The following is a 20,746-nucleotide window of genomic DNA, read 5'->3' as shown; positions in this document are numbered from 1 at the left end:
ACATAAATTCAGCCGCGAGCGGCGCGTGGGCGATAGGCAGTGGGGTAGTAGTCGCGGAACCAGGCGATGAAACGCCCCAGTCCTTCATCCAGTTCTATCCGCGGCTGGAAGCCGGTGGCCTGGGCCAGATCGCTGGCCTCGGCGCAGGTGTTGAGTACGTCGCCCGGTTGCAGGGGCAGCAGCTCGACAATGGCTTTGAGGCCAAGGTGTTTTTCTATCAGGGCCAGGTAGGTTTTCAGCTCCACCGGGTGTTGCCCGCCGATGTTGAACAGCCGCCACGGCGCCATGCTGCTGGCCGGGTCGGGTAGCTCGCGATCCCATTCAGGACGGGCCAGCGGTGGCTGGTCGGTGAGGCGGGCGATGCTTTCGACGATGTCGTCGATGTAGGTGAAGTCGCGCTGGTGTTCGCCGTAATTGAACAGCTTGAGCGGCGTGCCTTGAGTGATTGCGCGGGCAAACTGGATCGGCGACATGTCCGGCCGACCCCAAGGGCCGTACACAGTGAAGAAGCGCAGCCCGGTGCAGGGAATGCCGAACAGGTGGCTGTAACTGTGGGCCATCAACTCATTGGCTTTCTTGGTCGCGGCGTACAGCGACAGCGGATGATTGACGCCGTCCTTCACGGAGTAGGGCGTGTGCTGGTTGGCGCCATACACCGAGCTCGACGAGGCGTAGATCAAATGCTCGACGGGGTGGTGACGGCAGCTTTCCAGGATATTCAGGAAACCGTTGAGGTTGCTGTCCAGATACGCCCGAGGATTGTCCAGCGAATAACGCACGCCGGCCTGCGCCGCGAGGTGGACCACCACTTGCGGGCGTTCGCGGACAAACAGCGCTTCGATGGCCAGCGCATCGGCCAGGTCAACCGTGGCGAGCTGGAAATCGCCGACCTGCTCGCGCACCCATTGCACGCGGTCGTGCTTGAGTTGCGGGTCGTAGTAGGCGTTGAAATTATCCAGACCGACCACCGACTGCCCGTCGCGCATCAGCCGCAACACGCAATGGGCACCAATGAACCCGGCCGCACCGGTGACCAGAATCTTCATGGCCGCAGCCCTTCAGGGGCGACATGGCGCAGGCCGATGCCGCTGTAGTGCAGGCCGGCCGCCGCCAGGTGTTGCGGGTTATAGAGGTTGCGGCCGTCGACCACGACCCGCGAGCGCAGTTTGCTGGCCAGCAACTCGAAATCGACCACGCGGAAATTTTTCCACTCGGTGCAAATCACCAGGGCGTCAGCGTCTTCCAGTGTGTCGTCGCGGGTGGCGCACAGATGCAGGTCGTTGCGATAACCGTAAAGGCGCCGGCATTCGGACATGGCTTCCGGATCGTAGGCCTGCACGCTGGCGCCTTCGGCCCACAGTGCGTCCATCAGATAACGGCTGGGGGCTTCGCGCATGTCATCGGTGTTTGGTTTGAACGCCAGGCCCCAGATGGCAATGGACTTGCCGGCCAGACCTTGTGGGAATTGCGCTTTGAGTTTGCTGAACAGAATGTGCCGCTGAGTGTCGTTCACGTCGGTGACGCTGCGCAGCAGTTTCAGCGGCATGCCGTTGTGTTCGGCAGTGTGCAGCAGGGCACGCAGATCCTTGGGAAAGCACGAGCCACCGAAGCCGCAGCCCGGATAAATAAAGTGGTAGCCGATGCGCGGATCAGAGCCGATGCCTTTGCGCACCGCTTCGATGTCGGCGCCGAGCAGTTCGGTGAGGTTGGCCAACTCGTTCATGAAGCTGATGCGGGTGGCGAGCATCGCATTGGCCGCGTACTTGGTCAGCTCGGCGCTGCGGTTGTCCATGAACATCAGTTTTTCGTGGTTGCGGCAGAACGGCGCGTAGAGTTCGCTCATCTGCTCGCGGGCCTCGTCGTCGAGGGTGCCGATGATGATCCGGTCCGGGCGCATGCAGTCAGCGAGCGCGCTGCCTTCCTTGAGGAATTCGGGGTTGGAGACCACGCGTACGGTCAAGGTGCTTTTGCCACGACGCAGCAGTTCGCTGTTGGCGGCGGCCAGCACTTCATCCGCTGTACCGACCGGTACGGTGGATTTGATGATCAGGGTGCGATCAGCCTCCATGTGCGACGCAATCTGCCGGGCGACGTTGAGCACGTGGGAGAGATCAGCGGAGCCGTCCTCATCGGCTGGCGTGCCGACGGCGATGAAGATCAACTCGGCATGGGTGACGGCGTCGCTGGCCTGGGTGCTGAACAGCAGACGACCAGCCTTGATATTTTCTTCAAGTGTGTTCGACAAACCCGGTTCGCTAATGGGCGGCACCGCTTGTTGCAGTTGTTTAATCTTGTTCGGATCAATATCAACGCATAAAACGCGATGTCCGACATCGGCAAGTGCGGCGGCTTGAATCAAACCAACGTAGCCCGTGCCAAATACACTCACGTCCATAATGCGCACCTCTCAAAAACAAAATGAGAACTTAAGAATTGAACTGTCAAAATGGGTATAGCGCAGCGTGCGCAAAGCGTGTCAGCAAAATGACATGTTGCACGTGTATAACACCCGGCTTTTTTCAGGCTATTGGCCATCAAGTGCTTGCTATTACTGGGTTTGTCGCGTTCTTGACGCTTTTTCCCTGTTGAGAAGAAAGCGATAAACGGTCGAGAGCCCTGAAATTAAAGACTTGTAGCCGCTGGAGTGTGTCAGGAATGAGTCAACGTTTTTTTGACGCTTTAGGGAAAAACCAGTCTTTTCTTGCGGTTTGATGGCCGGGTGCTAGTGTCAGGTTTTGACCGACAAACTATTGACCCAATACCGTTTTGTACGACCGGGATTGCCATGTTTCGATATTTGAAAGAACTGCTTTTAGTTGTTTATCTGCTGCTTTATTCCGAATATTACATTGATCGGTTAAATGCTATCGGTGTTGGTTTTGCTGTACTCCTTTTTGGCGCGATGTTTTTGGCGCTTACTTTAGCGTTATATCTAACGGCTTATATTCGTCAGGCGCTCATTCGGCATTTATTCGCGATAACGATGTTTGTTTCGGCGGTGTTTTTTGATGTCTACACCCGGGTTACGGCCGATTACCTGAGCTACAGCAGCTTCGTCTCGCTGGTGTATTCCGGCGGTTTCATTCAGGAAGCGGCTTACCAGTATCGCGATGCGATCATCCACGGTGCGCTCAGTGGCTTGCTGTTGTTGGTGGGCATCGGTCTCAAACCGCGGCATTCGCTTGTCGTGCCCAACGCATTGCGCGTGGCGGCGCCGATCTGTGGCGTGATCGTGCTCAGCGCTGTGCTGTTTCTGCGCGCCGGTGAGGGCGCCCGGGGCTTGCCGATCATGTACACGCCGCTGGCCTATCTGAACCTGTTCGCCTATGAGGCGCTGCACAACACGGTCGGTCCGCGTGAACCCGTCACACTGGCGCGCAATGGCCAAGCGGTCGGGCATGACATCGTGCTGATCATCGATGAAAGCATCTCCGGCAATTACCTGGACATCAACGCGCCATTCGGTGTGCACAGCAACCTCAAACAACCGCACGCGGGCGTCGACATCTTCAATTACGGTTACGCCGCGTCCATCGCCAATTGCAGCGCCGACACCAACGTCACCTTGCGCTACGGCGGCACCCGCGCCGACTACATGCGCATCAACAGTACGCTTCCGTCGATCTGGCAGTACGCAAAAAAGGCCGGGATGCGCACGGTCTACATTGACGCCCAGCGCACCGGCGGTCACTTGCAGAACCTGATGACCGACGCCGAGAAAAAGGACATTGACGAGTTTGTCCAGTTCGACCGCACCAGCGTGCGAGATCGCGACATGGCGGCCGCGCAGAAACTGATCGGTTTGCTCAACGACGACAAGCCCGAACTGATCCTGATCAACAAGGTCGGCGCGCATTTTCCGGTGCACGACAAATACCCGGATGCGTTCATGGCTTACCGTCCGACCTTGCCGCGCGGACAGTTCACCGAAGTCGCCGACACCGGCAAACGCGATGGCTTCAATGGTCAACCGGATGACTGGGTGCTGTATCGCAATGCCTACAAGAACACGGTGTTATGGAACGTCGGCGAGTTTTTTGCGCGGGTGTTTGCCCAGGCCAATCTCAACAATGCGCTGGTGATCTATACCTCGGATCACGGTCAGGATCTTCATGAACGTGGCAACCCTGGGCTCAATACGCATTGCGGCGGCGATCCGGTGGAGGAGGAGGGCCTGGTGCCGCTGGTGGTGATTCAGGGCCGCGACTTGAAGACGCTGGATTGGTCGGCGCAACTGGCGGCCAACAAGGATCGCTCCAGTCACTACAACATCTTCCCGACGCTGTTGCAGTTGATGGGTTACGACCTGGCGGGGATCGAGGCGGTGTATGGCAAGCCGTTGACAGTGCCGACGGCGGATGAATTCACCTTCAACTACCGCTTCAACGCGCGGCTGGGGGCCAAGCCTGAGTGGAAACATATTGATCTGGGCAGCATTGTCACGCCGTCGCAGGCACCGACCAGTGTGGCGGCGGGGCAGTAGATTTCGAGGCAAACGCTCAGTCGGCTTGCAAGGCAAACACCCAGATCGCATCGGCTGACGAGTCACAGACATACAGCTTCTGGCGGTCGCGACTGAACACAGGGCTTTGCGGATATTCGCCAGCCGTAAACGTGTGAATGCTGCGCCGCGATACGGTATCGATGATTGAGACGGTTCGTTCGCCGGCACTGCAGCAGCAGGCGAGGCGGCCGTCCGCGCTGACGACAAACCCGTGAGGCAACTGAGCGGTCGGGATCAAGTCAATCAGTTTGCCTACGCCCAGATCAATGACCGCCGTGCTGCTATCGGCGTTGCGATAGGGTACGTAGGCCAACTGATTGTCGGGGCTTAGCGTCACTTCCTCAAAGGAGTTGGGGAGGGTCAAAACACTCTGCGTCTCGGTATTGCGGGTGTTCAGGAACCGCAGTTCATGATGGATGTAGTCGCAGTAGTACAACCGACCGTCGGCACTCAATGCCGCGCCACTGGTGAACGGCCCGGTATCGACGCAGGCGACGACCTTGGCGTTCGCCGTATCGATTTCATGGATGTGCCCGTTCACATGACTGTTGCTGTGCACAAACAACCGCGCGCCGTCAGCGCTGAGCACCAACGAATGTCCCTGGGCAGCGCTGATGGTCTGACGGATACGTTGGCGGCGGGTATCGATGGCCAGTATCAGCGGTTGATCGAGGCCGGTGATGTATGCGGTCACACCACTGTTTTCGATAACGATTGCCATGGGCCGGATTGGTAGCGGTATCACCGCGCTCACCCTGTGCAAGTGCAGGTCGATGATCGACAGGCTGCGGCCTTCGGTATTGCACACGTACGCAACCGGCAGTTTCGGGTGCAGGGCGATGGCTCCGGGTTCACGCCCCACGGTGATGACCTCGATGACCTGGGAGGTGCATTTGATCGGAGCAGTGAGCGTTTCATACATGATTGTTGTCTTCATGGCGGAGTGGCCTTTTGGATTCAACTGCCTCTGTTCGACGGCCTGTTTATTAGATACCCGTGCCCTTTGCTCCGCTACTGTCAGGGTTGACAGGTACCGGCACACAAAAAACACTCGCGGCCGCTATCCTAGAGCCACTTGCAAACTTTGGATGACGGCATGCTTCAGGTTCTGGATGTCTTTAAAAGTTACCTCACCCCCCAAGGCCCATTACCGGTGCTGCAAGGCGTCGACCTGACGCTGGAACCTGGTAGTAGCCTGGCGCTGATGGGCGAGTCCGGCAGTGGCAAAAGCACCCTGCTGCACCTGGTGGCCGGCCTCGACAAGGTCGACAGCGGCAGCATTCGCTGCGGTGAGCATCGACTTGAAGCGATGAACGAAGCGCAACTGGCGAACTGGCGCCGAACGGAAATCGGTCTGGTGTTCCAGCAGTTCAACCTGATCGGCAGTTTGCGCGTCGAGGACAATCTGGCGTTTCAGGCGCGTTTGGCCGGGCGTCATGAGCCGCGTTGGCTGGCGCATCTGGTGCAACGCCTGGGGCTGGGCGATTTGCTCAAGCGTTATCCCGAGCAACTGTCCGGTGGTCAGCAGCAACGGGTTGCACTGGGGCGTGCGCTGGCCTCGCAGCCGAAATTGCTGTTGGCCGACGAACCCACGGGCAGCCTCGACGAAGCGACCAGTGATGAAGTACTGCGACTGTTGCTCGAACTGCTTGACGACACGCCGACGACGTTGTTGATGGTCACCCACAGCACGCGTGTGGCGCAACGGTTGGCGCAGCGTGCGGTGTTGTCCAGCGGGCGTCTGCTGTGATCGTCTTCAAACAAACCCTGCGCGCGCTGCTCAGCCATTGGCGGCGGCATCCGGTGCAGTTTTTCAGTGTGCTGACCGGGTTGTGGCTGGCGACCAGCCTGCTGACCGGCGTCGAGGCGCTGAACAGTCAGGCGCGTGACAGTTACGCGCGCGCCAGCCAGTTGATTGGCGGCGAGCCGCAAGCCAGTCTGAGCACACCGAGCGGCGCAACATTCCCTCAGCAATGGTTCATTGATCTGCGCCGTCAGGGCTGGCCGGTCTCACCGTTGTTGCAGGGCCGCTTGAGCCTCAAGGATCACGACAACCAACGTCTTCAGTTGATGGGCATCGAACCGGTGTCGCTGCCGGCAGATTCGGCGGTGGCCGGGCAGGCGATGCCGATCGAGCGGGTCGTCGAGTTTTTCACGCCGCCGGGCAGCACCTGGATTTCCCCGCAAACCTTGCAGGCGCTGAACCTGCAAGAAGGCGCCACGCCGCAAACCCCGGGGGGCCAGAAATTGCCGCCCTTGCTGGCGCAAAAAGACATGGCGCCGGGCGTGTTGCTGGTGGACATCGGCGTTGCGCAAACCCTGCTCGAACAACCCGGGCAACTGTCACGCTTGTTGTTGCCCAAGGATTTTCACGGCGAGTTGCCGGCCACGTTCAAGGGGCAGTTGCAACTCAAGAGCCGTGGCGAGGAAAACAATCTGGCGCGACTGACCGAGAGTTTTCACCTCAATCTCGATGCCTTGGGCTTTCTTTCGTTCGTCGTCGGTTTGTTCATCGTTCACGCCGCCATCGGGCTTGCGCTGGAACAACGGCGTGGCCTGCTGCGGACCTTGCGAGCCTGTGGTGTCAGCGCGCGGATGTTGATTGGCTGCCTGATCGTCGAACTCGGTGTGCTGGCGCTGATCGGTGGCGTGTTTGGCGTCATCAGTGGTTATTGGCTGGCCAGTGTGTTACTGCCCGATGTCGCCGCCAGCCTGCGCGGTTTGTATGGCGCGCAGGTGGCAGGGCAGTTGCAACTGAGCCTTTGGTGGTGGTTCAGCGGGATCGGCTTAAGCCTGCTCGGCGCCTTGCTGGCCGGTGCCAACAGCCTGATACGGGCGGCGCGTTTGCCGCTGTTGGCGGTGGCCGATCCGCAAGCCTGGCATCAGCAATATGCGCGCTGGCTGCAGCGCCAGGGTTGGCTGGCTTTTGTGTTGGGCGTGATCGCGCTGCTGGCACTGATCTGGGGCGACAGCCTGGCCAGCGGTTTTGTGCTGATGGTCGGGCTGTTGATCGGCGCCGCGCTGGCCTTGCCGGTGTTGCTCAGTGCGCTATTGAATCAGTTGCTGGGGCGCCGTCGTTCAGTGCTCGGCCAATGGTTTCTCGCCGACTGCCGACAACAACTGCCAGCGCTGAGCCTGGCGTTGATGGCGTTGCTTTTGGCGCTGGCCGCCAATATCGGCGCCGGTAGCATGACCGCCGGTTTTCGCCAGACCTTCAACGACTGGCTCGAACAACGTCTGAGCGCGCAGTTGTACATCAATCCGGCGAATCCGGCACAGGCCCGCGAGATGCACAACTGGCTCAAACAGCAGCCACAGGTCACGGCGATACTGCCCAACTGGCAGGTGTCGGTGACGCTGCATGGCTGGCCGGCGGAGGTGTTCGGGGTGATCGACGATGTCTATTACCGTCAGCACTGGCCGTTGCTCGACTCGGTTGGCGGTGAACCGTGGGCGCATCTGGCGACGGATGATGCGGTGATGCTCAGCGAACAAATGGCCCGACGCTTGAAGGTCCACCCCGGCGATCACATGACGATCCCGACACCCAACGGGCCATGGTCACCGCGCATCGTGGGTATTTACGCCGATTACGGCAATCCCAAGGGGCATCTGCTGGTCAACGTCAATCATCTGTTGCACAACTGGCCGCAACTGACGCCGAACCGCTTCAACCTGCGCATCGACCCGCAGAATATTGCGCCGTTGCTCAGCGCATTGCAGGCGCGTTTCCAACTCGATGACAGCCGTATCGTCGATCAGGCACAGCTCAAGGGCTGGTCGGTTCAGGTGTTCGAACGCACCTTTGCGGCGACGGCGGCGTTGAACAGCCTGACCCTTGCGGTCGCTGGCGTTGCGCTGTTCATCAGCCTGCTGACCCAGAGCCAAAGCCGCCTCGGCCAACTCGCACCGCTGTGGGCATTGGGCGTGACACGACGGCAATTGATGCTGCTCAATCTCGGCCAGACCTGGCTGCTGGCGGTGCTGACGCTGGTCTTGGCGTTGCCGCTGGGGATCGCGCTGGCGTGGTGTCTGGATGCGGTGATCAACGTGCAGGCTTTCGGCTGGCGTCTGCCGCTGCGGGTCTTCCCATGGCAACTGCTGCAACTGATGGGGTTGGCGTTGCTGGCGACATTATTGGCCTCGGCCTGGCCTCTGTATTCGCTGTACCGCACGCAACCGGCAGATCTGCTGAGGACGTTTGCACATGAGGATTAAGCGGGTTGTGCTGTGTGTCGCACTGCTGCTGGGCGGATGTGATCAGTCCACGCCCGAACAGAAGGGTTTTGCCGGAATGGGCAATCAGGCTCAGTCGTTTAAGCCGGTGGTACCGGGGCGAGCGTTCAGCTTTCCGGCCGATCATGGCGCGCACGATGGTTTTCGCATCGAATGGTGGTACGTGACGGCCAATCTCAAGGATCAGCAGGGCAATGATTTCGGTGTGCAATGGACGTTATTTCGCAGTGCGTTGAAACCTGTGCCGGAGCAGGCGGGGTGGGGCAACCAAACCATCTGGCTGGGGCATGCGGCAGTGACTTCCCGTTCTGTTCATCATGCGGCCGAGCGCTATGCGCGGGGCGGTGTGGGGCAGGCGGGCGTGCGGCTGGCGCCGTTCGAAGCGTGGATCGACGATTGGCGGTTTGCCAGTCAAGCGCCGGACCCTCTCAGCGATATGCAGCTGAGTGCTCGTGACACGTCATTCGCCTATCAACTGCACCTCACTTCGAGCCGTCCGTTGGTGCTGCAAGGTGACAAGGGCTTCAGCCAAAAGTCCGAACAGGGCCAGGCCTCGTACTACTACAGCCAGCCATTTTTTCAGGCCAGCGGCACTTTGCAGGTCGACGGTCAGACCTACACCGTCAGCGGCCCGGCGTGGCTTGACCGCGAGTGGAGCAGCCAGCCACTGACGGCCAACCAGACGGGTTGGGACTGGTTCTCGCTGCATCTGGACAACGGCGAACACCTGATGCTCTATCGCATGCGCCAGAAGGACGGTGCGCCCTACCTGACCGGCACCTGGATCGCCGCCGACGGTCAGACGCAAACCCTGCGCGCCGAACAGATCAAACTCACTGCGCAAGACACCGCCGATGTGGCCGGCCGCTCGATGCCGGTGAAATGGTCGATCAGCATCCCTGACAAACACCTCGACATCCGCCTCGACGCACTCAACCCCAACGCGTGGATGAACTTGCGCATTCCTTACTGGGAAGGCCCGGTGCGCATCAGCGGTAACCAGGGTGGGCAAGGGTATCTGGAAATGACAGGTTACTGAGCGTCCTAAAGAACTGACAGTCGGGCGGAGCGTTATTGTCACTTACACGGATGTATTAAAAGTGACCCGTCAGTGTGAAAGTTGAGTATTAGCTCTATCGATGTTTGTTCTTGTACAGGTTGAGGCATGAGGGCACTACATATGAAAGTATGCGTTGAAACTTTCTCGGTAAATTTCGGCGAGATACAGTTTTTAACTTTTCAGTACATAAATTTCATCATTATCCATGGCGACATATACGCCAACTTCCATTAAAATCCTCCCCGTTCGCCCAGTGTCAGGGCTCTTTACCGGTGCATGGATTGCCAGGCCATAACACTGGGCGAACACCATGCAGGAGCAGTTGTATACAATTTCACATAAAAAAGGGGCGACTTTGAAGTCGCCCCTTTTTTGTTCCCTTGAATCAGGCCGGCGTTTGAATCCCGGATTTACCGTGTTGCCCTTGAAAGCGTTTGAGCGTCGCCTGATACATTTTCGTGCGCCGGTGATCTTTCCCGTAGGTGCCTGCCGCAGCGACGGTTCCTGCCTGAATGTGATCCAGATAGCTGAAAATCTTGCGCGGCGACAGGAACTTGATGCCGTAGCCCAAGCCTGCCATCCGGTCCTGCAGCGTATAACCGGGCACTCGGTCATCCATGCAAAAGTGCAGCCCCAGAGACTTTATCAAGCGGACATTCCACAGCGTACAAAAACTTTTGAGGTGAGTTTCCTTATAGGGCTTCGGCTCTTTTGAATGCAGGCCCAAGTGATTCTTTGCGCGTCGAACATGATGCTTGCAGAAACGCGAAGTTAAACGCCAGGTATCTCTCACCACGCCACGATTGATTTGCTCGACACAACCGACGGCGGCGATATCCGGCGTCTTTGTACATTCGCGCATCATCATGGCAAACACTTCCTTGTCGTAGACAAAGGTATCGGTGTGCAGCAGAAACAGATAATCGCTGTCGACTTTTTCCAGCGCCATATCCAGCGCCTTGCCATGCGCAATATGCCCGGCCTCTTTGCAAGGCGATGGCCGTTCGATCAGATTGATCCAGTCCAAAGAACGCAAGTAATCCAAGCTTGCATCCGCCGAATCGTTGTCCACCACCCACACCGCAATACGTTGCTCTTTGACGTGCTCACGCAAAAGCTCAAGGCACATCCTGGTGATGTCCAAGGTTTTGTAATTTACCAAGACAAGGCTGAAGTTCGCCGGTGGCTGGGCTGGTAAATCAATGGCTTTCATATCTGAAGGACTCATCCGCGATTCATGGGCAACAGTGGTTTCATGAGCCGCAACGGTAGCGAGGCAACCTTAGGCGAAGCTTAATTTCCGGGTTCGCGTGGGTGACAGGCTAAACTGCGCGCCCATTTAAGCTTCAAGGAAGAGAAGGCCAGCGCCGTTACCTCACGGATGAACCCACTTTCCCTCTACCACCTGGTCCTGTAATGGCTGTGCGTGTGGCCAAAAAAACTGTTCCGCCAAATTGCCCGGCATTGCTCGCGCAAACGCTATGCACGTCTCGCCGGCGCCGTTGAGCGCTTGCTGTTTCGCTACCTCAAACACACCTCAAAACTGAGTAAGCGCTCCATAAACCCCACCGACTACAAGATGGGTAGAGCGCTTAGCTGGGCGATACCAGCGAGCAGTTCCACGGCAACAGCGCTTCGTAATCTCCAACCGAGGTCGCCAGTGGTAGCCGTTCTAATGCGTGGCGCAGCCACGCATAGGGCTCTTGGCCGTTGGCTTTGGCAGTCTCGACCAAGCTGTAAAGTTGAGCACTGGCGGTCGCGCCTTTGGGTGTGTCGCTAAACAACCAGTTCTTTCTTCCGATGACGAAGGGCCTGATCGCGCGCTCGGCAGCGTTGTTGTCGATTGGCAGATAGCCTTCCTCGATATACCGCTCCAGTTTGTTCCAGTTACTTGCCAGATAGCCGATGGCCTTGCCCAAGGCGTTCTGAGACGTAACTTATGGCTGCGTCTTTTTCATCCGGCTTTTTAACTGAGCCAGTACTGGCAGACTCCGATCATGACGGCCGGTTTTACGATCGTCGTCACTGGCATCCTTTAGATCACGCTCTACGCCATACAGTTTGTTGATCAAGTTCAGCGCGATGTCGGCACGTCCTGTCTTGCCTTTAGGCTGCACTTTTTGTGCTTCCACGAACTTGCGACGAGCATGCGCCCAACACCCTGTTAGCGCTGATACGATTTTGACCCAGGTTGCTGATTTTGACTGACCTATATGCGGCCTGTGAAATCCCGCGTAAACACATCGTTCGCTGAATATTTGGATAGATCAATGAATTCAGGCAGCCTGGGTCAAAATCGCATCAGCGGCAACACAACAAGATTCAACGAGTGCCAGTATTTCGTTACAATCACTTTGATTTTTAGCTGGCTAGAAGAAAAGAGTCGCGTAGACCGCGGCTCTTTTTAGTCTATAAACTCCGTTATTGCACATGGCTTGCAGTCAGGCAAGTAACACTGGCCGATTGCTACCGTACACGAGCGACTGATTTCGACCTAAAATAGCCAGTAGTTGTTCTCGACTAAAGGGCTCCGGCGAGTGCGTTCAGAAGAGACTCTGAAGACTTATTATGTTGCTACTGTTGGTAACTTTGAGTTTTAATTTTTCGATGGTTGCATTGACTCTGGAATTTTTTATGTTTTTATCAGAAAGCTATCGTGTCTACACTGCCAAGTATTGTAGTTATTCTATCAAAAAAATCTTTTTCGTTTGTGAAGTTTGTGTTGTCGATTAGATCTAAGAACCAGATTGCATCTAGAGCTAAAAATATCTCAATCCACTCTGGTCTCCTCGCTTTTGATTCAGGCATGTCGTTCGCTGCGAATCCATGGCCTTTACCCTCCGATAAATAAAAATACTTATCCGTAAATGAGTAGCCTATAACTTTCGGCCAGCTTGAGCTATGCGGAATAGTAGGTTCCATATCATTTTTTGCAATTATGTAAAAGGTCCTCATTACTCCTCCGGGAGTATATCTACTTTATCGAAGTTAACTTTCTTACCATCGAGATGAAGTTGTTGCGCTCCTCCATCGCCGTATTTTTTATAGGCCTCAGCTAAAGGCTCTAATTGGGATTCGTCAGTATCACCCTTCCAAAAAGGAACACGTGCTCTCGGCTTCCCGTCAGTGTAGAGCTGCAAAGTATCAAATTCTGCCCGGATGCGCCCATCGCTCCATGAGCCTGGACCATTTTCGTCCGGTCCATGTTCAGGCCCTTTAACCTGAAATGCATTTCGTGCGTCTTTACCTGATTCATGTTTTTCGAATCCGAAGTAGGTTACCCCCTGGCTCTTCGTCTCTATTGCGTCCTGACCCCATTTGTTAAGAGTTCCATCATCATTTTTGTATCGGATATATCGATATCCAGTTGAGGGCATTGTGGAGTCCGGGCCCGAGGGACCTACGTAGAAATCCGGTTTGGACTGTGCTACCTCAGGGGCTTTGGTGAGGTCGTCTACTCTCGAATTGGATATAGGATCTTCAATGCCGGTGGGGGGCTTGCATCCATCTCCCCCAGGACAAGTATCTAGGCCCAAAGGGTCTACCCATCCTGTTGGGTTAGGTGCGTATTGGTAGTTATTCAATCCACCTGCAAGTTTGATCGGATCCTGCGTCAGAAAACGTGCTGTGTTTGGGTTGTAGTAACGGTGCCGGTTGTAGTGTAAGCCCGTCTCGGCGTCGAAGTACTGACCCTGGAAGCGCAGCGGATTGTCGATTTCGCTGACGTTCAACGCCGCAAGGTTGCCGTATGCACGGTATCTCGCCGACCACATGATTTCACCGCTGTAGTCGGTGAGTTCTTGAGGTGTACCAAGGTGGTCGAGTTGGTAATAGAACGGTGTTGCCTTTAGCGGGCCTTCGCCATCAAGCATTGCCAATGGGCGGAAGCTGCCTGGCTCGTAGATGTAGGTGCGGTAGCGATTTTCAGCGCTCTCGGCAATAAGGCGTTCACCTTGCCACAGAAATTCAGTGGTGTGTCCATCGACGGTTTTTTCGATACGACGGCCAAACGCGTCGTACTTGTAGCTTGCGGTGCTGCCACCGGGAAGGCTGACTCCAATCAAACGATGCTGGCAATCGTAGCGATATTCGGTGACCAGTTGCTGGCCGGTACCACGGCGTTCGCGGCTCAGGTTGCCGTAGGCGTCGTAGTCGTAATGTCGGTCGCCTTGCATAAGCAGGCGATTGCCTTTGACGTTAGCGAGGTTTGCAGTGGGCAGATCGCTTTGGCCGAGCAAGTTGCCGGCTGGGTCGTGGGCGAAAGTTTCCGGAGTCGCGCCACGTACGCTGACCAGACGATCCAGAGGGTCGTAGTGGTAGCTGCGGTTTCCTTTGCGGCTGTCATCGATGCCGGCCAGGTTGCCGTTTGCATCGTAGGCGTAGCGGCGCTGGAACAGATTGCGAGCCTGCTGACTTACGGTGTGCGCTTGAAGCCTTCCCTGTTCATCGTAGTGATATTGGCTAAGCAGTACGCCTTGTTGGCGCTGCTGCTCGCGGCCAGCGTCGAACTGGTGCGTAGTCAGGCGCGAGCCGTTGAGGTCGATGCTGCTCAGCCGGCCGCCGGAGAGATGGCGGTAATCGAGTGTGCTGCCATCAGGGAGTCGGCAATGGTTCAGTTGGCCAATGCTGTCGTACTCGTAACGCGTGGTGCCCCAGCCTTGGTGCTCAGTGATCAGGCGATCTTGTACGTCGTACTCATAGGCGAGGGGCCAGTGGCCGTCGTCGACGTTTACCAGGCGACCCAAGGCATCGTAGCTGTAATGGATTTCCTCGCCATCAGCGAGGATTTTGACCAGCAAGCGGCCAGAGGCATCGCGCTGATACTCGGTCACCAACTCACTGCCGTCGTCACCAAACTCGGTTTTCTTCAACAGTTTGCCGTTGAGGTCGTACTCATAGGCGGTGCGACGCCCGTCAAACCCGGTTTCCTGCTGGATCAGCCCGTTCGAGTAGTAATCGAGCTGATAGTGTTCGCCGCGTTCGTTTTCGATATCGGTGAGCAGCAGGCGTGCGTTGTCGTAGCGATAACGCAGTTGGCTGCCGTCCGGATTGATACGACGGCTGACCAAATGAAGATTGTCGGCGTACTCATAGCGAGTGATGCGCCCCAGTTCGTCGCGTTCTGCAGTGACGCGGCCGTATGGGTTGTAAGTGAATGCACGGGTAGCACCGCCGGGCAGAGTGATCTGTGCCAGTCGATTGGCGGCATCCCATTGATAATGAGTAATCGCTCCGGTTTCGGCCTGACGTGTGATCTGGCGACCGAGCGCATCGTAGCGGTACTTGCGCTGGCCGCCATCGGGCAGGCGCTCCTCCAGCAATTGACCGAGGTTATTCCACCCCAGCTGGTGGCGGCTGCCGTCGGGATGGCGGATCTCCAGCAGGCGTCCTTGGCGATCATAGGTGTAATGCGTCGAGTTACCATCCGGGTCGACTTGCTCAGTGATGTCACCTTGGTTGTTACGCCAGTAGATCCATTTGGCGGTACCGCGATTCGCCACACGGACAAAGCCCTTGTAGTACTCGTAGGTGGTCGGCGCGTCTTCTGGCGGTATCACCGCGATCAATCGACCAGCTTCGTTGTACTGATACTCCGTAACCGCCCCCATCGGATCTTTTTCGGCGATCAGTCGGCCTTTGTCGTCATAGGCCTTTAAGTGCTCGGCACCGTCCGGATCAACTTTGGCGACGAGTCGCGCCTTGTCATCGTGCGTATAGACCTCTTCGCTTCCATCGGCATTGGTAACGGTGACGCTGCCTTTGTCATCCCACGCATAGTGCGCATCCATCTGAGAGAAGCTGGCCCAGTGATGGATGCAACGTGCGGACTTGCCTTCCTTTTCCCACTCCCAGTAAAAGCTTGCGCCCCCGGCGAGTTGCCGCTCAAGAATGACGTTTTGCTCGTTGTAGGCATAACGCTCGGACTCTCCCAGAGCGTTTGTGGCTTTGATCAATCGATGTTGAGCATCGTATTCATAGGTGGTCAGCGTCTGAACTGTGTTCCAGCCGTCCTCGAGATTGTCCGCCGGTAGGAACTGCTGATAGTCGATGGCGACAATGTGCTTGAGGTTGTATCGGACAAGCAGGGCACGACCAGCGCCGTTATCCACGCGCTTGATGCGTCCATGGATGTCACGCGTGATGTGCAGGCGATTGTCGTAGTTGTCGCTGATGGCGATCAACGTCGCGCCTTTGCTGCTGAAGCGGAAGTGATAGAACAGCGGCTTTTCGCCGGCCTGGGTCAGTATGAGTTCGGACGCATCATCGCCAATGAAGATGGCGGCTGCCGAAAGACTATTATTGATCGCCGGGCGCTGTAAGCTGGGCATCGGAAAAGTGGTGACCCGATTTTCGTGATCGGTCCACACGACCTCGTCGCCTTTGATGTCCACCCGTTGAGCGAGGGCGTGACTCCAGCCATAGCCTAGACCACAGTCGATTTCAGTTGCGCTGGTTCGGTAGAGACGAGTCCAGTTGAACGGCAGCAGGCCACCGAGTTCACCGTCGGTAATGGTTAGCAGTTCTTCACCGGTGACCATCGAGACCGGGCAGCCATTGGTGCAGGTTTTCTTCGCGCAGGTTGCGCTTTTATCGTCGGGAGTCTTGGACTGATCGGGAACGTCGTCGACTTTTTCCTCAGGTTGCAAAGTGGATTGGTTCTTTTTCTTGTCCCTTGGGAACGAAGAGGCGTCTTTGACTTCCTGTTTCGGAGTATCTGCAGTTTTAGGCAGTTGTTTTTGTGACGGTAACCCTTCTACCTGACTTTTGGGTTCAGCCTTGCGCGAGCCAGCCTTTGGCGCTTCAGTGGTAGCTTCATCGATTTTCAGCGCTGCGGTTTTGGCAGGCTTCATTGGCACATTTTTGGCACTGGCGATGATTGTCTTCGACACTTCCGCATGGGCGGGCAGGGCGTGTTTGTTGCTGAGTGTCATCAAGGTAGACGCGAGGTCTTCAAGATACTTGATGGCTTCTCCGGATTTGACGGTGGAGAGGACTTTGGTGCCCGCTCTCACGGCCAGTCCGGCGCCACCTGTCAGGCAGATGCCCACCAGTACGTTGATCAGGAATTCCGAGGCAATGGCAGTCATCACGTCGACAACTACCTGCGGCGGTAGCATGCCGACCCAAGCAACAATGGCGGAGACGTAGACGAACATCAGCGGCTCGTCGCTGAGGATCAACAGCCCTGAAGCAATCGACTCCTTGGAGGCTGCATAGAGTTTGTCGATCTCGACGTCCGAAAGGTACTTTTTCAGCTTTTCGTAATTTTTCCTCGGATTGGCGAGCAGCTCGAACAGGCTTTTGATGTCATCCCACAGCTGCAACAGAGCCTTTTCAAACCCCTCCAGGGCTCGTTTGAGCAAAATCACCGAACGCCCGGTGCGATCCGCTGCAGAGTAACTGGCCCATTGCGGCTGAAACTTGCTCGACCATTCGCTCTGCAGCCAGCCATCAAGCTTGCCGATAACGCCTTGATAGGAGTCATAGAGCGCCTTGACGTCACTCTGGGATACGTTGGGGAAAAAAGTGATGCGATAGGTCTGACCCTTCTTGGCCCCCTCGATCACTTTGATACCGCTCGGGCCGATCATGGTTTCGATGACCGGTCCGGTAACGTCGTCGTAAAAGGTGCCTTTGGTGACCGGCTCCAGTTTCACCGGGGTATTGCCAATAGGCACGAATCGCGCCGATTCGAACATGTGAATCAGCGTGAAGTCACCCACCAGCGGGCAGGTCGCGTAAGTTTCCACTGCGCCGGTCTTGGTTTTTCGCTCGGATACGCTGACTTCGTTGCCGACCTTGAAGGTCTGGTCGACATCCAGTGCCCAGCCGGTCCAGAAACCGTCCGCCCAGTCTTTGTATTCACTCAGACAGTTCTTGAAGTCTTTGAGAATCAGGCTCACGTCAGGCGCTTTGGCGTCCAGCACACGCAGGACCAGGGTACCAATCGGGGTATTCATGACGTGACTTCCTTTGTCAGCTGTGCGGCGAGACGCTCTGCCATTTCTTCTGTGTTTGGGTTCTGGCGCACGAAGCGCTCAACCTTTCTGCGCAAGTTGGCTTCGGGGAATTCGAAATACAACTCGGGGCAATCTTCTGACAGCCACTGCATCAGGTTATCTACGACGGTGGTGTGGTCCTTTTTCGCGAGGGCATCCAATAGCGTTTTGGGGATCTCCCACCAGGGCCACTCTTTTGCGGGTGGCACTGCTCTTCTGCCGACTTCGAGAGTCTGTCCGTTGATCAGGTAGCGTTGGAACACTGGCAGCAATTCACCTGCCGTGGCACCTAACCCTTCGATGATCGGATGAAGATGTCGACCATCCCAGAATCTGAAAAACACGTCAGTAGCGTCCGGCATTTTTACCTGAGTCAGACTGCGCAAATGTTCCAGCACCGTTTCCGGCGGGCTGGTGGATACAGCTAGCCAACCCCAATCCAATGTATCGGTTTCGGTAATCCATTGCAGAAAACTGGCATTGGGAGTGATCTCGGCGAGATACGGCATCACGGGAAGCCAATCGGCGTAAGGCGTTCCACTCCAAATAGGCTGCAGTTGTGGTGCGTCATCTTGCTGATAGAACGGCTTGAGCGGCTCGGCATCACTCGCCGCACTGATGACCAGATACAAACGCTCGCCAGTCTGCAGCGGCTGTTGTGCCAGCCAATCCTTGGGTGTCAGTCGATCAGATGGCACAGGCACCTGCCTTGCATTTTTCGCATTCTTCGCAGAATGGCGCGTTGCGTTTGAGGGTGTTGATCTGGGCCGGGGTCAGCACTTGGCCGGCCTTGTCGGCGTCGGCCTGTTTCAGGATGCCGGGCATCAGTGGCGCGGCGCCGGTGCCACTGCCGGGGCTGCCGCCGGAGTTCATATTGATTACCGGCCCACTCATGGTCACGCCGCCGCCATCGATTTTGATGAAGCTGCCACCGCCGACCAGCGTCAGTTCCGCACCTGCCTCAAGCACCACTTTCATGCCACTGCTCAGGTGGATTTCCTGGCCGGCGTCGAAGAATTGGCCGGTGCCAATCTTGATGTGCTGGTTCACGCCCACGGTCAGGTGATCGTTGGCCCGAGCTTCAACTTTTCGGTCTTCGTAAACCGTGTGGTGTTCTTCGGCCTTGAATTCCGTGTAGCTGTTCTTCTCGACGGTGTCGTGACGCTCATTGCCGACCCGAATCTTCTGGTCGTGCTCGATGTTCTCGTCCCAGTCGCGCTGGGCGTGCAGGTAGATCTGCTCCTGACCTTTTTTGTCCTCAATACGCAGTTCGTTGTAACCGCTGCCACCCATTGAGCTCAGGGTTTTGAAGGTGCTGCGGGTCTTGTTCGCGGGCAGGGCGTAGGGGACAGTGTTTTCCTTGTGGTACAGGCAGCCGCTGACCAGTGGTTGGTCGGGGTCGCCTTCGAGGAACGTGACGAGCACTTCCATGCCGATGCGCGGGATGGCTATGCCGCCGTATTGGGCGCCGGCCCAGGCGCTGGAGACACGCAGCCAGCAGCTGGTTTTGTCGTCAGCCTGGCCTTCGCGGTCCCAATGGAATTGCACTTTGACGCGGCCGTATTGGTCGCAGTGGATTTCTTCGCCTTTGGGGCCGGTGACCACGGCGCTCTGGCTGCCGAGGATGCGCGGTTTCGGGTGGCGCAGCGGTGGACGGTTCGGCAGGTCCCACGGGGTCGCCTGGAAGCGGTTGCGATAGCCCTGATGGAAATCGTCTTTCAGCGCGGTGGTGTCGCTGGTCACCGATTCTTCCAGCACTTGCGGCTGTTTGCCTTCGTGGAGGACTTCGGTGAGCAGCCAGAGGTCGTTCCACTTGGCTTTTGGGTGCTCGGTCAGGGCCAGAAAATGGCCGCTGACCAGCAACGGCTGATCGCTCTTGCCTTCAGCCAGTTGGAAGTCGCTGCGGTGGCGTTCGAGGGCGCGTTTGGCCAGGTGTTTGCCGCGCTCGCGGTCGATGAAACGGCCCGGGTAATCGTAGTCTTCGAGGTCGGGCAGGGCGTCGCCACGGTTTTCGCTTTCCAGCGTCAGGCGTGGTTTTTCGAAGTCGTAATCGCGGCGTGTGGTGCGGCTGGTGCGGGTTTCCAGGCGCAGGTCGAAACGCTTGATCACCGGGTCGCTGGCGACCATGCCGGAGTCTTGCTGATAGGCCACAGGCGCAAGTTTCGGGAACACCGTTTGGTCATCGCCGAAAACAAGCTTGTGCGCCGTGGCGCTGTGCTGGAAGTGGTAGTGAATGCCTTCTTCTTCGCACAGGCGCTGGATGAAGTGCAGGTCTGACTCGTCGTATTGCACGCAATAAATGCGCTCGGGGTAAATCGAGTGGGTCTGGAAATCGTAGGCGTTGCTCTGGATGCCGTGTTCTTCGAGAACCATGCCGATGATTTTCGGCACGCTGAGGTTCTGGAAGATGCGCTGGTTGACGCGGTGCGCGAGGTACGCCAGTTGCGGGCGCAGGGTCACCGAATAACGGGTCAGGCGTTTGCCGGAATCACCTTGCGCTGCGCGGTAGATCTGGCCGTGTATGCCGCTGCCGTCGGGCGACAGTTGCAGGAAGGCCGGTTTGTGCAGCAGGGTCTCGAGGTCCAGCGACGGTTTTTCACTGACCAGCTCCACCTCGAAGACAAAAGGCTGGCTGATGGCTTCCCGGCCGGTGAGGGTAAACACCTGAAAATCGGCGGAGAGCCCTTCGATGGTCAGGGCAAAGTGAGTTTCATTGGCCGGCGCGAACATCCCTTGTTCCTCGTGCTGTACAGCGGCGCTCGTCGACGGCCGCAAAAGCGGGTCAACGTACGCGAAATTCTGGAGGGGCGTAAACAACATCGACCAGCAGAGCTGGCCGATGCTTGTAACGATCAGCCGTAATTAAACGACTGGAGCACGCCAGTCATCGGAACCCGAAGTACCGGATACTTCGTGGGTCCAGGTGATTTTGCGGTAGGTGAACTG

At 57.1% G+C, this 20,746-nt stretch carries 12 protein-coding genes and 2 pseudogenes; 4 read left to right on the top strand and 10 right to left on the bottom strand.

Features of this window, described 5'->3' with window-relative positions; translation table 11 throughout:
* Positions 1-8: 8 nt before the first annotated feature.
* Both ACIOWA_RS16425 and ACIOWA_RS16420 read right to left on the bottom strand, forming a co-directional pair.
* Positions 9-1,046: an NAD-dependent epimerase gene (locus ACIOWA_RS16425; protein WP_401160748.1), complete on the bottom strand. Its 1,038-nt coding sequence runs from the start codon at positions 1,044-1,046 to the stop codon at positions 9-11.
* Positions 1,043-2,395, bottom strand: coding sequence for a UDP-glucose/GDP-mannose dehydrogenase family protein (locus ACIOWA_RS16420; protein WP_339432506.1), 1,353 nt, complete (start codon positions 2,393-2,395; stop codon positions 1,043-1,045). The genes ACIOWA_RS16425 and ACIOWA_RS16420 overlap by 4 nt, the downstream gene beginning before the upstream one ends.
* Before the next feature lie 390 nt (positions 2,396-2,785).
* Between ACIOWA_RS16420 and ACIOWA_RS16415 the strand changes: the two genes are divergently transcribed.
* Positions 2,786-4,483: a sulfatase-like hydrolase/transferase gene (locus tag ACIOWA_RS16415; protein WP_401160746.1), complete on the top strand. Its 1,698-nt coding sequence runs from the start codon at positions 2,786-2,788 to the stop codon at positions 4,481-4,483.
* Between the two features lie 16 nt (positions 4,484-4,499).
* Here the strand turns inward: ACIOWA_RS16415 and ACIOWA_RS16410 are convergent, their stop codons facing one another.
* Positions 4,500-5,441, bottom strand: coding sequence for a YncE family protein (locus ACIOWA_RS16410; RefSeq protein ID WP_221729568.1), 942 nt, complete (start codon positions 5,439-5,441; stop codon positions 4,500-4,502).
* Between the two features lie 159 nt (positions 5,442-5,600).
* Here ACIOWA_RS16410 and ACIOWA_RS16405 point away from each other — a divergent pair, with 159 nt between their 5' ends.
* The 3 genes from ACIOWA_RS16405 to ACIOWA_RS16395 are packed head-to-tail and all read left to right on the top strand — an operon-like array spanning position 5,601 to position 9,779.
* Positions 5,601-6,254, top strand: a complete 654-nt coding sequence (locus ACIOWA_RS16405; RefSeq protein WP_339495840.1) for an ABC transporter ATP-binding protein — start codon at positions 5,601-5,603, stop codon at positions 6,252-6,254.
* Positions 6,251-8,722, top strand: a complete 2,472-nt coding sequence (locus tag ACIOWA_RS16400; protein ID WP_401160744.1) for an FtsX-like permease family protein — start codon at positions 6,251-6,253, stop codon at positions 8,720-8,722. The genes ACIOWA_RS16405 and ACIOWA_RS16400 overlap by 4 nt, the downstream gene beginning before the upstream one ends.
* On the top strand, positions 8,712-9,779 hold the full coding sequence (locus tag ACIOWA_RS16395; protein WP_339432502.1) for a lipocalin-like domain-containing protein: 1,068 nt from the start codon (positions 8,712-8,714) through the stop codon (positions 9,777-9,779). Before ACIOWA_RS16400 ends, ACIOWA_RS16395 begins: the two co-directional genes overlap by 11 nt.
* A 406-nt stretch (positions 9,780-10,185) precedes the next feature.
* Here ACIOWA_RS16395 and ACIOWA_RS16390 read toward each other — a convergent pair whose 3' ends face one another.
* The 7 genes and pseudogenes from ACIOWA_RS16390 to ACIOWA_RS16360 form a co-directional block, all read right to left on the bottom strand.
* Positions 10,186-11,013 carry a glycosyltransferase family 2 protein gene (locus ACIOWA_RS16390; protein ID WP_401160742.1) on the bottom strand — a complete coding sequence of 276 codons (828 nt, stop codon included), beginning with the start codon at positions 11,011-11,013 and terminating at the stop codon, positions 10,186-10,188.
* Between the two features lie 379 nt (positions 11,014-11,392).
* Positions 11,393-11,959, bottom strand: a pseudogene (gene tnpC, locus ACIOWA_RS16385) (IS66 family transposase); the annotation flags it as partial.
* A 484-nt stretch (positions 11,960-12,443) separates the two neighbouring features.
* Complete coding sequence (locus ACIOWA_RS16380) at positions 12,444-12,755, bottom strand: hypothetical protein (RefSeq protein ID WP_339538879.1); 312 nt, start codon at positions 12,753-12,755, stop codon at positions 12,444-12,446.
* Complete coding sequence (locus tag ACIOWA_RS16375) at positions 12,755-17,761, bottom strand: RHS repeat-associated core domain-containing protein (RefSeq protein ID WP_401160740.1); 5,007 nt, start codon at positions 17,759-17,761, stop codon at positions 12,755-12,757. The genes ACIOWA_RS16380 and ACIOWA_RS16375 overlap by 1 nt, the downstream gene beginning before the upstream one ends.
* Complete coding sequence (locus tag ACIOWA_RS16370) at positions 17,758-18,498, bottom strand: DUF4123 domain-containing protein (RefSeq protein ID WP_401160738.1); 741 nt, start codon at positions 18,496-18,498, stop codon at positions 17,758-17,760. The genes ACIOWA_RS16375 and ACIOWA_RS16370 overlap by 4 nt, the downstream gene beginning before the upstream one ends.
* Positions 18,488-20,530 (bottom strand): type VI secretion system tip protein TssI/VgrG, encoded by a 2,043-nt coding sequence (gene tssI, locus ACIOWA_RS16365; protein ID WP_401160736.1) that lies wholly within the window; start codon positions 20,528-20,530, stop codon positions 18,488-18,490. The genes ACIOWA_RS16370 and tssI overlap by 11 nt, the downstream gene beginning before the upstream one ends.
* 132 nt (positions 20,531-20,662) lie before the next feature.
* Positions 20,663-20,746: pseudogene (locus ACIOWA_RS16360) on the bottom strand (type VI secretion system tube protein Hcp); the annotation flags it as partial.

Source organism: Pseudomonas sp. NPDC087614, from assembly GCF_044743485.1.
Lineage (GTDB): Bacteria > Pseudomonadota > Gammaproteobacteria > Pseudomonadales > Pseudomonadaceae > Aquipseudomonas > Aquipseudomonas baetica_A.
The sequence above is the reverse complement of the archived record's forward strand: the minus strand, read 5'-3'. Positions and strand labels throughout refer to the sequence as shown.

What these genes read in the sequence shown, in the direction of transcription:
- ACIOWA_RS16425 (WP_401160748.1), bottom strand. Translation starts at nt 1,046, where the DNA reads ATGAAGATTCTGGTCACCGGTGCGGCCGGGTTCATTGGTGCCCATTGC.
- ACIOWA_RS16420 (WP_339432506.1), bottom strand. Translation starts at nt 2,395, where the DNA reads ATGGACGTGAGTGTATTTGGCACGGGCTACGTTGGTTTGATTCAAGCC.
- ACIOWA_RS16415 (WP_401160746.1), top strand. Translation starts at nt 2,786, where the DNA reads ATGTTTCGATATTTGAAAGAACTGCTTTTAGTTGTTTATCTGCTGCTT.
- ACIOWA_RS16410 (WP_221729568.1), bottom strand. Translation starts at nt 5,441, where the DNA reads ATGAAGACAACAATCATGTATGAAACGCTCACTGCTCCGATCAAATGC.
- ACIOWA_RS16405 (WP_339495840.1), top strand. Translation starts at nt 5,601, where the DNA reads ATGCTTCAGGTTCTGGATGTCTTTAAAAGTTACCTCACCCCCCAAGGC.
- ACIOWA_RS16395 (WP_339432502.1), top strand. Translation starts at nt 8,712, where the DNA reads ATGAGGATTAAGCGGGTTGTGCTGTGTGTCGCACTGCTGCTGGGCGGA.
- ACIOWA_RS16390 (WP_401160742.1), bottom strand. Translation starts at nt 11,013, where the DNA reads ATGAAAGCCATTGATTTACCAGCCCAGCCACCGGCGAACTTCAGCCTT.
- ACIOWA_RS16380 (WP_339538879.1), bottom strand. Translation starts at nt 12,755, where the DNA reads ATGAGGACCTTTTACATAATTGCAAAAAATGATATGGAACCTACTATT.
- ACIOWA_RS16375 (WP_401160740.1), bottom strand. Translation starts at nt 17,761, where the DNA reads ATGAATACCCCGATTGGTACCCTGGTCCTGCGTGTGCTGGACGCCAAA.
- tssI (WP_401160736.1), bottom strand. Translation starts at nt 20,530, where the DNA reads ATGTTCGCGCCGGCCAATGAAACTCACTTTGCCCTGACCATCGAAGGG.